The organism is Bacillus sp. NPDC077411 (assembly GCF_044543425.1).
Classification (GTDB): domain Bacteria; phylum Bacillota; class Bacilli; order Bacillales; family Bacillaceae_G; genus Bacillus_A; species Bacillus_A bruguierae.
The window spans coordinates 200,586-212,987 of sequence record NZ_JBITWA010000003.1; the positions used below are offsets into that span (position 1 = coordinate 200,586).

Here is a 12,402-nt window from a genome sequence, read left to right on the forward strand (position 1 = left end):
CTTATGTATAGATTAATATTTTAAATATTAAAAATATTACGAATTTAGGGGGAGTACGGTGAAGAAAAAGATATCGCTTTTGTTATCGGGTGTTTTATTAGCGGGAATGATGACAGGATGTACGAGTAAAGGAAATGATAATTCAGCTACTACGAAAAATGAAGCAAGGACAAATAAAGTAATTAAAATTGCTTCTGAATCTCCTCTTTCTGGTGGATCAGCTGCGTTTGGAGAATCCATTAAGCTTGGAACGCAAATTGCAGTAGATAAACAAAAAGAAGAGTTTAAAAAACTAGGTTTTGAATTGCAATTTGTGCCGCAAGATGATCAAGGTGACCCGAAAAAAGGGGTTGCTAATGCTCAGTCTGTCGCGGCTGATAAAGAGGTATTAGGCGTTGTCGGACATTTAATGTCAGGTGTATCTATTGCTGCTTCTGAAACATATGAGAAAGCAAATCTTGTTATGGTATCACCATCAAGTACGGCAGTTGAATTAACAGAACGTGGATTAAAAACTGTTGCACGCCTTGTTGCAAGAGATGATTTCCAAGGTCCAGCAGCGGCGAAATATGCGCTTGAAACAGTAAAGGCCAAAAATATTTTTGTAATTCAAGATAAAACCGCATATGGTACAGGGTTAGCCGACGCATTTAAAAAAGAAGCAGAAAAGCTAGGCGCAAAAATTGTCGGCTATGAAGGGATTACAGTTGGTGAGAAAGATTTTAGTGGTGTGTTAAACCAAGTTGTCGCGAAAAAGCCAGACCTTGTGTATTTTGGTGGTATGTATTCAGAAGGATCCGTTTTAGTAAAACAAGCACGTGAAAAAGGAGTTACAGCGCCAATTATGGGCGGTGACGGTATTGATTCTCCAACAATGGCAGAAGTTGCAAAAGACGGATTAAAAGATACGTATTATACAACAGTAGCGACAGCACCAACAGTAACAGAGAAAGGGAAAACATTTGTAACAGAATATAAGGAGAAGTTTAAAAAAGATGTGGAAGCATACTCTGCATATGGATATGATTCAGCTGGCGTTATTTTACAAGGAATTAAAGATGCTATTAAGAAAAATGATGGTAAGTATCCAACACGTGAACAAGTACGCGATGCGGTTCGGGCTATAAAAGAATACGATGGAGTTATTACGAAAGTAGCTTTCGATGATAAAGGTGATAACAAATTTGCCAAAGTTTACATTTATAAGTATGAAGGTGCGAAATATCCAGGAACGCAAGAAGGGGAGATAAGTAAATAATGAAAAAAAACCCGGCATCTGCCGGGTTTTTAGTTTGGATTAGAAAGTCCATAGAAAAACATCGTGAGGATTTCTTTTGTTTGCTGTTCACGATTTTGACCGACTATGTGTGTAACGAATTGATCACTTACCTTAGAAAACGCATTGATATATAACAAAATCATATCTTTTGAAAGATTTGGATTAATTTCTTTTTTCTGTTGCGCTTCTTCAATAAAGCGAAGAAAAAGGGGAAGCGCTTTTTCATTTTGATATGTAAATAGAAAATTACGCAATTCTTCATCCGTTTGCATTGCTTGTTCAATCATTTCAGGATGTAAACGGTTTATACTTTGTAATTTTCGAGTCATAATACGATGCATTTTTTCTTGAAAAGATAAGTCGCTCGTTAGCAACTCTTCATAATAATGGACCTCTTGAATTGTAAACTCTTGAATGAGTTCGCGAAATAAAGCATCTTTACTCCCAAAATGATTATAAATTGTAACTTGCGAAACCTTTGCTTGTTTTGCAATATCTTCTATTTTTACATCTTTATACCCATATTTAGAAAATAACTCTAAGGCAGCGGCTTTAATGGCTTGTTTTTTCTTTTTTTTCACCTTTTCGAAACCGTTCATATTCAATCACCTCCACTTAAATATACAAGATAATACGAATAGAAACAACAATTTTGAAATATAGTCTTTATTAAACTTCAAAAAATATTGATTACTTTGTGATGGAGGAGTATAATAATTTTGAAATATGATATATTAAATATTTCAAAAAGGGGTGATTTTATGTTAATTGTTCAAAATGTAATGAAACAATTTTCAAACGGAAAAGGTTTATTCGATGTTTCATTTCAAGTAAAAGAAGGGGAAGTATTTGGTTATTTGGGACCAAATGGAGCTGGAAAATCAACAACAATTCGCAATTTAATGGGCTTTATACAACCTACTTCTGGAACAGCGACGATTTTTGGACTCGATTGTTGGAAAGAAGCAGCAAAAATTCAAAGAAGTGTTGGTTATTTACCAGGAGAGATTTCTTTTATAGAAGGAATGAACGGACTGGAATTTTTACAACTTATGCAAGGAATGCGTGGGATGAAAAATAATGGCCGCCGTGATGAATTAATTGAACGCTTTCAGTTTGATGTGAAAACACCTATTCGAAAAATGTCTAAAGGAATGAAGCAAAAGGTAGGGATTGTAGCAGCATTTATGCATGATCCTGAGGTACTCATTTTAGATGAACCGACTTCAGGTTTAGATCCGCTCATGCAGCAGTTATTTGTAGATCTTATATTAGAAGAAAAACAAAAAGGGAAAACCATTTTTATGTCTTCCCATATTTTCACAGAAATTGAGCGAACATGCGATCGAGTGGGGATTATTAAAGAAGGACGATTACTAACGGTTGAAAATATTTATGATTTGCGAGCGAAACAACGGCAGGTTATTGATGTGACAGTATCTTCGCACGAAGAATTGCAATCATTAAAGAAAACGGCGTTGCAAATTCAGAATGTGCAAGGGAATACAGCTTCTATTATTGTACAGGGAAATTATAATGAACTTCTTCAAACATTGGCGCAGCATAATGTAATTGGTTTTCAGGTGAGAACAATGGATTTAGAAAATATCTTTATGCATTATTATGATGCGGAAGGAGAAAATCGATTATGAGTAAAGCGTTATTTGTTGCTAGTTTAAAAGCAAATGCGAAAATGATTTTGAACTATGCAGTTGGTTCCGTTCTTTATTTATGGTTACTCATTTGGATCTTTCCATCGTTTTCATCTGTAAAGGGAATAGATGAAATAATGAAAGCGATGCCTAAAGGGGTTTTAAAAGCAGTAGGGTTCGAAAAAGGGATTGAACAATTGAATGACTTTTTAGCTGGAGAATATTATGGTTTAATCTTTGTTTTGCTCTTAATGGTATATAGTATTTTAGCATCAACACAACTTGTTGCTCATCTAGTTGATAGAGGATCAATGGCTTATTTATTATCTACATCTGTTTCGCGCACAAAGGTAATTTTGACACAAGCATCTGTCTTAATCATTGGACTATTTACAATCGTCATGGTTACTTATCTTGGCGGTTTAGTTGGGGCAGAATGGTTAATTGAAAAAGTATCCCTTGATAAAGTGCTATTTTTAAAACTCAATTTTCTTGGCGGACTTGTATTTCTTGTTATTTGTGCCTATTCATTTTTCTTTTCTTGCTTACTGAATGATGAAAAGAAAGCGTTAAGTATTTCTACAGGTATAACAGTATTATTTTATGGATTAGATATGCTAGGGAAATTGAGTGAGAAATTGGAATGGATGAGAAATCTATCTATATTTAACCTATATCGCCCACAAGAAATTGTGGATGGAACTTATAACATATGGCCACCAAGCATTGGTTTACTTGCAGCATCTTGTATTCTTTTTGCAATGGCTGTTATGCTGTTTAAGAGAAGAGATTTACCTTTATAAAGATGTTATGTAAACAGGATAAAAAATACAAACAACCTTATTTCACTATTCAACTGAGATAAGGTTGTTTTTTGATCTGTTATTCTTGTAATAACTGCTATATTTTCAAAATAGGAATGCTTGTTTCTGAGAATACTCATTTAAAATGATATATTCAAGTGGAACAAACGACATAAAAAACCTTTCTATTTAGGGGAGGACGAGAGCATCTGGCTGTGCATAGAAGCGGTCAGTGCCTTTTCCTACCATATGCGAATACAGGTCATGTTGTATTCTGCATAGCGGCGACTTATATGTCAAAAAAATTAAAATGGATTTATAAAGTGAAAAAAAGAATAAGAAGTTGCTATTGTTGTGAGTAGTAAAAATGAGTTTGTCAGATAAAATATGAGAAAGTTCTTTCAGCGTTATGAGAGGAACAAAGGAGAAGGCCAAAAAGACGATGTGTATAAGAATACAATGTTACCCAAATAATTGTTTTATATGAGTTTAACGAAGTAGTAATAAATAAAAGAGTTATAGCATCCATATAGTGAGGGGGACTTTTTTTATAGTTTATTTCATAGAATGATTATAAATATTACTGTAATAAAATAATTTTCATAATTTCCAATAATATAACTTCACGAAATAGAAAAAACAGCAGAATATTAATTAATATAATTTTCTGATAAATATAGAGGTGTAAAATTACCAGAAAATTCATAATAATGAGTATTGTACATAAAAATTAGGGAGGGTACAAAATGAAAAAGATGAAAAAAATCACAGCTGTAGTAGCGCCAGTGTTAGCGATGAGTGTGGCGCTAGCAGCATGTTCTGGGGCAGGGGACAAAAAATCAAGTACAGAGCCGAAAAATGGAGACAAAAAAACAGAGGGTAAGTTAGCGGCAAAACAAGTGCTAAACTTAGTAGAGGCACAAGAAATTCCTTCAATGGATGTTTCAAAATCAACAGATACTGTTTCTTCACTTATCTTAGGGAATACGATGGAAGGTTTATATCGTCTTGATAAAGATAATAAGCCTATTCCAGGAATTGCAGAATCTTATAAAAAGAGCGATGATGGTAAAAAATATACATTTAAACTTCGTAAAGATGCAAAATGGTCAAATGGAGACCCTGTAACAGCAAAAGACTTTGTCTTTGCATGGCAGCGTCTTCTAGATCCGAAAACAGCGGCTGAATATGCATTTATTGCATATGATTTGAAAAATGGAAAAGCGATTAACGAAGGAAAATTGCCAGTTGACTCTTTAGGTGTAAAACCAGTAGATGATTACACATTAGAAGTAGAATTAGATAATCCTGTTCCATATTTCCTTGGCTTAACAGCATTTACGTCTTTCTTACCGCTAAATGAGAAAGTTGTAAAAGAACATGGAGATAAATACGGTTTGGAAGCTGATAAGATGGTTTATAATGGACCATTTAAAATGACAGAATGGAAGCATGAACAAGGCTGGAAATTACAGAAGAATGATCAGTATTGGGATAAAGCGACAGTTAAGTTGGATGAAATTAATTGGAGTGTTGTAAAAGAACAATCTACTCGTGTGAACTTGTATGAAAGCGGCCAACTTGATCGTGCTCTTTTAACAGCTGAATACGTTGATAAATATAAAGCAAATAAAGATGAATTTGGAACGCAGCTAGAACCGTCAACGTTCTTCTTACGTTTAAACCAAAAACGTAACGGTCAAGATACAGTATTTAAGAATAAGAAAGTTCGTGAAGCAATTGCAATGGCATTTGATAAAAAAGCATTAGCAAATGTAATATTAAATGATGGTTCTAAACCAGTAGATTCCCTGATTGCAGAAAAATTTGCTGCAGGCCCAGATGGAAAAGATTACCATGAAACATTTAAATCTACTGGCATCAAAACTGATGTAAAGAAAGCGAAAAAGGTTTGGGAAGAAGCGAAAAAAGAATTAGGTAAAGAAGAAGTAACAGTTGAGTTCTTAAACTATGATACAGATAATGCAAAGAAAATTGGTGAGTACTTAAAAGAACAGCTTGAGAAAAACTTACCAGGTTTAAAAATTAATATAAAACTTCAGCCGTTTAAGCAAAAATTAAAATTAGAAACAGCGCAAGATTATGATCTGTCTTATGCGGGCTGGACCCCAGATTATGCGGATCCAATGACATTCTTAGATATGTTCCAAACGGGAAATCCACAAAACGAAATGAGCTATTCAAATGCGAAATATGATGAGATTATTAAGAAATCTCAAGGTGAATGGCTAACAGATCCGAAAAAACGTTGGGAAGAAATGGGGAAAGCTGAAAAAATCCTACTTGAGGATGAAGTAGCACTCGTACCGATGTTCCAAAACGGAAGATCATTCTTACAACGTCCTACTGTACACAATATTTATAAGCATAACGTTGGTAGCCAATACAGCTACAAATGGGCATATATCACTGAAAAAGAAGGTAAATAATTATTTGAAAAGAGGAGGATGCGATATCGTATCCTCTTTTCGCTGTGCATATTTTGAAGCGTGATGAATACATATGCAGTACGACACGAAATGGAAGTTTCACTTTATTATTTCATAGAATGATTATAAATATTACTGTAATAAAATAATTTTTTGATTTTTTTAATAATATTACTTTACAAAACAAAAAAAAATAGTAGAATATTAATTAATAGAAATTTTCTGATAACTGAATAGAAATAGAAAGTTATCAAAAACTTTCTCATAGGTAGTATCGTACATGAAAATTAGGGAGGGTACAAAATGAAAAAGATGAAAAAAATTACAGCTGTAGTAGCGCCAGTACTAGCGATGAGCGTGGCACTAACAGCATGTTCCGGGGCAGGGGACAAAAAATCAAGCACAGAACCGAAAAATGGAGACAAAAAAACAGAGGGTAAGTTAGCAGACAAGCAAGTATTAAATTTATTAGAAAATCAAGAAATTCCGTCTATGGATTCTTCTAAATCGACAGATGCAGTTTCGCTTATTGTGTTAAACAACGTAATGGAAGGTTTATACCGCCTTGATAAAGATAATAAGCCAACTCCAGGTGTTGCAGAATCACATAAAAAGAGCGACGATGGAAAAAAATATACATTCACACTTCGTAAAGATGCAAAATGGTCCAACGGTGATCCTGTAACAGCAAAGGATTTCGTTTTTGCATGGCAACGTCTGTTAGATCCAAAAACGGCTGCTGAATATGCATTCATTATGTATGATGTGAAAAATGCAAAGGCAATTAATGAAGGAAAAGCACCGGCTGACTCGCTAGGAGCAAAAGCGATTGATGATTATACATTAGAGGTAGAGTTAGAAAATCCAATTCCATATTTTATTCACTTAACATCATTCGTTTCATTCTATCCATTAAATGAGAAAGTTGTAAAAGAAAAAGGCGATAAATATGCCTTAGAAGCTGACAGCTTAGTATACAATGGGCCATTCTCTTTAGCTGAATGGAAGCATGAGCAAGGTTGGAAATATAAGAAAAATGATCAATATTGGGATAAGAAAACTGTGAAGCTAGAAGAAATTAATGTTAGTGTAGTTAAAGAGCTATCTACTCGTGTTAACTTATATGAGAGTGGCCAAGCTGACCGTGTTGTGTTAGCTGCGGAATATGTTGATAAATATAAAGGAAACAAAGATGAGTTCAACACAGAGTTAGATCCGTCAACATTCTTCTTACGCCTAAATCAAAAACGTGGCGGTCAGGATACACCACTGAAAAATACGAAGCTTCGTCAAGCAATTGCAAAAGGCGTTGATAAAAAGGGATTAGCAAACGTTATTTTAAATGACGGTTCTAAGCCAGCGGACTTCTTTGTGCCAGCAGAGCTCACAACTGGTCCAGATAAAAAAGATTTCCGTGATACATTCGGCGGTTCTATTAAAGATGTAGCATATGATGCAAAAGAAGCGAAAAAGCTTTGGGGAGAAGCAAAGAAAGAATTAGGTAAAGACGAAATTACACTTGAACTTTTAAACTATGATACTGATAATGCGAAGAAAGTCGGTGAGTACTTAAAAGCACAATTAGAGAAAAACTTGCCAGGTTTAAAAGTTAACTTGAAAAACCAACCGTTTAAACAAAAGTTAAAGTTAGAAACAGATCAAGATTATGATGTTGCTTATGGTGGTTGGGGACCAGACTATCCAGATCCAATGACATTCATCGATATGTTTGAAACAACAAACTCTCATAACCAAGTGGGTTACTCAAATAAAGAGTATGATGAAATCGTGAAAAAAGGTAAAAAAGAATTATTAACTGATGTGAAAACTCGTTGGGAACAGCTTGGAAAAGCGGAGAAAATCTTACTTAAAGATGCAGCAATTGCACCGTTATATCAACGTGGTAATTCTTTCTTAGTGCGTCCGTACGTACATGACATCGCTTCTCACACTTTTGGCGGCGATTTCAGCTATAAATGGGCATATGTTACTGAAAAAGACAATAAGAAATAAAAGTCAGCCACAAAGAGGATACAATACAGCAGTCTGCTAAAAAGTCCTAATAGTTTAAAAAGTGATAGCTTTCTCGATGAAAATGAGGAAGCTATCACTTTTTTATGTATAAATGGTTGTATTCCTTCTAGGTAGTGTCATTGATGATTTCGAAACAATAATTTCGTAACCTTTTTTCTTTGTGCACATTTTGAAGCGTGATGAATACATATGCAGTACTACAATAAAACAAAACTTTCATCGATTTATTTTTTATTATTTTGTTTAATTTCATTGCCAAGTATAAGATAGAAGGAGATATTTATGAAACAATGTTCTTATTTAGATTTCCTTGCCGCATTTGGTGTTGGCAGTGCACATCCAGGAGGTTTTACAGTAACAAAGCAGTTATTAGCGCAGTTTTCATTAGGGCCGTATACAAAGTTATTGGAAATTGGGTGCGGAACGGGCAGGACAGCCTCTTATATTGTGAAACAATATGGCTCGGTGGTAAGTGCAGTTGAAATGAATGAAATGATGGTTCAAAAAGCAAGAAAGAGATGGAATAAAGATGGAGTAAATATTGAACTCATAAAAGGAAGTATAGAGGCACTAACGTTTCACGATGAAGTGTTTCATATTGTATTAGGAGAATCTGTTCTTGCTTTTACGAATAAAAGGAAAGCGATAGATGAATGTTATCGTGTCTTACAACGCGGCGGGGTACTTCTTGTTAGTGAAGTGGTAACTGAGCAACACCTATCAGTACATGAGGAAGAACAGATTATAGCTTTATATGGAATGGAACAACTATTAACAGAGCAGGAATGGATAGCACTCTTTCAAGAAGCACAATTTACAACAGTGCGTGTGCTTGGAGGCGGAACTATTGCAGAGACGATTTCTGCACACATAGAACAACCAGAGTGGGATATATCAGATTTTATTTCACAAGATTTGTATGAGGCGTGGATCTCGCATGAACAAATTTTACAGCAATATAAGCATAGATTAGGACATCGAATTTTTATGTGCCAAAAATGAAGAAGCCAACACATGTTGGCTTTTTTAAATGAAAAATAAAGCAGCTAATGTAATGCCAAAAATGAATCCAAAACCAAGTTCAACAGCACCAAATCCGCCACATCCAAACCCGCAATTATCACATTCGCCTAAACCGCCGCAAACATCACACCCACAGTCAGAATAGCCAAATCCGTAGTCAAATCGTTTTTGATGAACGGGTTCAATCCATACTGATTTATTCGTTACATCGACAATTTTCCCAATATGAATATTGCCGTCATGGTCTTCAACACGTACGACTCGTCCGTGATATCGTCGACATGTGTAATAATGTTGATGAGAACACATATAATTTTTCCCCTTTCTCTTTCCGATATTACTATATGATATAGGAACAACAGTGGCTTGTACGTTTGTCTATTCCTTCATAATTGTGATGAAAAATGGGAAGGATAGGGAAAGAATGATGTTAGTAATGAAAAAACTGTTGCCTGTTAGATGAAACGAAAAGGAGAGAAAAAAATGAATCGTTCAGATACGTTTCAAACGTATGAAATGTCGTGGGAGGAATTAATAGATGCACTGCGAAAAGAAATGGTGCGTCAAGTTGGAGCCGATATTATTGATAGTATTGTTTGTGATTTAAAGGATGGATTTGAAGTGTATACATATGTACAGGGAGATCTTGCGTTTGAGTATAAGGAAGCACTTGAACGAAAATTTGGAACAGATAGCAAAATTCCTAACCTATTAACAGTATTACTGCTAGCGACTATTTATGATACGAAAGAAAGTAATATTCGTCTTCATGCCGACCGAAAAGAAAATCCGGTTGTAGAAGTATATGTGAAACAATAAGAGTGCTTATAGAGGGCACTCTTATTGTTGTTATAATAAAAAGAAAATAAGGATTTGAAAACACAGCAAAATATTTAGAAATAGAAATCAAAAATAAGACATTTACCTCTTTTTCTTTACAATCAGTTGACATAATAATATTATAACTACATTTGTTTTTTGAAATACAAGTCATATCTTGTATTTCTTCTCATAAGTTTAAACATAGGAATTTGTCTACAAAGGTGGCGAAGCTTCAACATGTACACTCGAATCATAGCCACAACTATTTTGTTTTTGCTATTTGTATGTATGAACCCTTTTTCTAATTTAGCGAAAGGAGAAGAGGGAAGGCAGCGTGTCGTTTCACTTGTGTATGATGATTCTGGAAGTATGCGTAATAACGATCGATGGAAATATGCCAATTATGCCCTGCAAAGTTTGATTGCATTGCTAGATGAAAAGGATACGTTTTCTTATGTGCCAATGAGTCATCCAGCAGGGGAGATACCTGTTTCTTTAGAGAATAGTAAGCGACAAGGAGAGATTGACAAGATTCAAACATGGAATGAGCAAGTTAATACCCCTTTTCAATCGGTAGAAACGGCAATTCAATCGATGAAGAGGGAAGCTCAGGTAAATGCCAATCGAGAATTTTGGCTTATTGTTCTAACGGATGGTGCTTTTAATGAGTTAGAAAAGCAAGATGATAGTGCGAAAAAGCGAATTTCAGAAACGCTAAGTAAGTTTAAAAAAGAAATGGAAGCAAAAAAAGTTTCTTTACATGCGGTATTAATTACAATGGAAGAAAATTTAGGAACGCAAGAACAAATACAAATGAACAGCTTTAAAGAGATTTGGAAACAACAAACGAATGGAAGCGTGCTACCTACAAGCGGAGAAGATGGTGTTATTCACAGTGTTAATCAAGCGGCTGCATTGGTAGCGAATCGTGATCCATTTTCAGCAGTAGAAGAAGCGGTGAAAACAAATATAGTAGGGAATAAAATGGAAATTACTACACCATTTCCATTAAAACGAATTACACTTGTTAATCAATCTTCTCAGAAAGTGCCATATCGTATTCAAAATATAAAAGGGTCACTCCAGTTACAATCAAAATTTTTGATTCAAGCACCGGCAGGAATGGGGCTATATGGTGGCATTACACATATTATGTCTAAAAATAATGATGTAATCGAACCCGGTGCATATATAGTAGAAATTGATCAAGTAGTTTCAAAGGAAAATATGAAAGTGCTTGTCGAACCAGCATTAGATTATACGATTTCCACTTATGAAAAAGAGCAGAAAAAGAAAACCGAACAATTCTATGAAGGTCAAACAGCAATTATAGAAGCAAAACCGACAAATGTACCAGTAAATACTTCATATTTTTCCGCACAAATAGAAATAAATGGTCAAATGTATGCGATGAAATGGAGTGGAGAGCGGAAAGCCTTTTACTATGAAACAAAGATAGGAAAAGAATCGGTACGCGGAAATGTACACATGAATATAAAAGGATTTTATCGCCAAACGAAAGAATTTTATATTCAATCTGTTCCAAAACCAAAACTATCATTACAAGTTGTGACAACGAATTATACAGAAAAAGTAACAAATTTAAAGCATAGTGAACCATTTATCATACAGCCGCTATTGAATGATGAAGCAATGTCAGAAGCAGAAGTAAAGGAATTACTGAAAACAGCTACTGTTACATTTCATAAATCTATCAACTATGAGATAAAGCAACATAGAAATCAACTGTACGTCTATCCTCGTCCTTATTACTCCAACACATTTAATTTTACAGATACCGGCACCGTAGAAGCTACCATCACATTACGAGATTCACAATTACAAAAAGTGAGTAAACAAATTTCACTTTCGATTATCGATGTCCCTTTTTTCGAGCGTTATGCGATCATTTTCGGGCTCGTTTTACCGTTTAGTATCATCTTACTCATAATTGCAACTCTTATTGTTGGATGGGTGGTTCGTCCGCGTTTTCATAGGAAGGCGCTTATATATTATGAGTGGGATCAATCTATTGCGGAAGATTGGTTATACAAATCTGAACCAGAACCGCTGCGGACAAAATGGTGGAATCATTATTTTGGTATTCCATTTCGAGCAGAGCGGAAAACCGTGCAGTCCGTTACGTTTATTGCAAAAAAAGGTTCAAAATCTATATTTGTGACGAAAGATTCTCAAGTACCAGGTATGGTGATCGATGGTATGTTTTTAACAGATGAAGAAGCAGGACGTGAACATAAAACGTTATATCCGAACGAAATGGTTGTCATTGATCGTGGATATGGAAAAGAGTTATATAAGTATGAATGTGAATAAATAGG

At 34.8% G+C, this 12,402-nt stretch carries 9 protein-coding genes and 1 pseudogene; 8 read left to right on the top strand and 2 right to left on the bottom strand.

Annotated elements, in window-relative coordinates:
- Nucleotides 1-106 precede the first annotated feature (106 nt).
- Entirely contained in the window at nt 107-1,258 is a 1,152-nt protein-coding gene (locus ACIGHG_RS06635; protein ID WP_336472593.1) for a branched-chain amino acid ABC transporter substrate-binding protein, read from the top strand.
- 29 nt (nt 1,259-1,287) lie between these two features.
- Here the strand turns inward: ACIGHG_RS06635 and ACIGHG_RS06640 are convergent, their stop codons facing one another.
- Complete coding sequence (locus ACIGHG_RS06640; protein WP_396547678.1) at nt 1,288-1,878, bottom strand: TetR/AcrR family transcriptional regulator; 591 nt, start codon at nt 1,876-1,878, stop codon at nt 1,288-1,290.
- Between the two features lie 162 nt (nt 1,879-2,040).
- Between ACIGHG_RS06640 and ACIGHG_RS06645 the strand changes: the two are divergent.
- From ACIGHG_RS06645 to ACIGHG_RS06665, 5 genes and pseudogenes are all read left to right on the top strand, one after another.
- A pseudogene (locus tag ACIGHG_RS06645) lies at nt 2,041-2,935 on the top strand (ABC transporter ATP-binding protein).
- Complete coding sequence (locus ACIGHG_RS06650) at nt 2,928-3,734, top strand: ABC transporter permease subunit (RefSeq protein WP_336472531.1); 807 nt, start codon at nt 2,928-2,930, stop codon at nt 3,732-3,734. Before ACIGHG_RS06645 ends, ACIGHG_RS06650 begins: the two are co-directional and overlap by 8 nt.
- A gap of 746 nt (nt 3,735-4,480) precedes the next feature.
- A complete protein-coding gene (locus ACIGHG_RS06655) occupies nt 4,481-6,184 on the top strand; it encodes a peptide ABC transporter substrate-binding protein (RefSeq protein ID WP_396547680.1) in 1,704 nt (567 codons plus the stop codon).
- Nucleotides 6,185-6,487: 303 nt separating this feature from the next.
- Nucleotides 6,488-8,197, top strand: coding sequence for a peptide ABC transporter substrate-binding protein (locus ACIGHG_RS06660; RefSeq protein ID WP_396547681.1), 1,710 nt, complete (start codon nt 6,488-6,490; stop codon nt 8,195-8,197).
- Nucleotides 8,198-8,500: 303 nt separating this feature from the next.
- Nucleotides 8,501-9,220 carry a class I SAM-dependent methyltransferase gene (locus ACIGHG_RS06665; protein WP_396547683.1) on the top strand — a complete coding sequence of 240 codons (720 nt, stop codon included), beginning with the start codon at nt 8,501-8,503 and terminating at the stop codon, nt 9,218-9,220.
- Between the two features lie 24 nt (nt 9,221-9,244).
- On the opposite strand, the gene ACIGHG_RS06670 is transcribed toward ACIGHG_RS06665, so the two are convergent.
- The gene (locus tag ACIGHG_RS06670; RefSeq protein WP_396547685.1) at nt 9,245-9,550 is read right to left on the bottom strand and encodes a hypothetical protein; all 306 of its coding nucleotides are present in this window, start codon (nt 9,548-9,550) and stop codon (nt 9,245-9,247) included.
- Between the two features lie 174 nt (nt 9,551-9,724).
- On the opposite strand from ACIGHG_RS06670, the gene ACIGHG_RS06675 reads away from it, so the two are divergent.
- On the top strand, nt 9,725-10,060 hold the full coding sequence (locus tag ACIGHG_RS06675; protein WP_090913487.1) for a hypothetical protein: 336 nt from the start codon (nt 9,725-9,727) through the stop codon (nt 10,058-10,060).
- A gap of 240 nt (nt 10,061-10,300) precedes the next feature.
- Nucleotides 10,301-12,397 (top strand): vWA domain-containing protein, encoded by a 2,097-nt coding sequence (locus ACIGHG_RS06680; protein ID WP_396547687.1) that lies wholly within the window; start codon nt 10,301-10,303, stop codon nt 12,395-12,397.
- Nucleotides 12,398-12,402 lie beyond the last annotated feature (5 nt).

Coding starts and splice junctions, on each gene's coding strand:
- ACIGHG_RS06635 (WP_336472593.1), top strand. CDS start 107: ATGATGACAGGATGTACGAGTAAAGGAAATGATAATTCAGCTACTACG.
- ACIGHG_RS06640 (WP_396547678.1), bottom strand. CDS start 1,878: ATGAACGGTTTCGAAAAGGTGAAAAAAAAGAAAAAACAAGCCATTAAA.
- ACIGHG_RS06650 (WP_336472531.1), top strand. CDS start 2,928: ATGAGTAAAGCGTTATTTGTTGCTAGTTTAAAAGCAAATGCGAAAATG.
- ACIGHG_RS06665 (WP_396547683.1), top strand. CDS start 8,501: ATGAAACAATGTTCTTATTTAGATTTCCTTGCCGCATTTGGTGTTGGC.
- ACIGHG_RS06680 (WP_396547687.1), top strand. CDS start 10,301: ATGTACACTCGAATCATAGCCACAACTATTTTGTTTTTGCTATTTGTA.
- ACIGHG_RS06675 (WP_090913487.1), top strand. CDS start 9,725: ATGAATCGTTCAGATACGTTTCAAACGTATGAAATGTCGTGGGAGGAA.
- ACIGHG_RS06660 (WP_396547681.1), top strand. CDS start 6,488: ATGAAAAAGATGAAAAAAATTACAGCTGTAGTAGCGCCAGTACTAGCG.
- ACIGHG_RS06670 (WP_396547685.1), bottom strand. CDS start 9,550: ATGTGTTCTCATCAACATTATTACACATGTCGACGATATCACGGACGA.
- ACIGHG_RS06655 (WP_396547680.1), top strand. CDS start 4,481: ATGAAAAAGATGAAAAAAATCACAGCTGTAGTAGCGCCAGTGTTAGCG.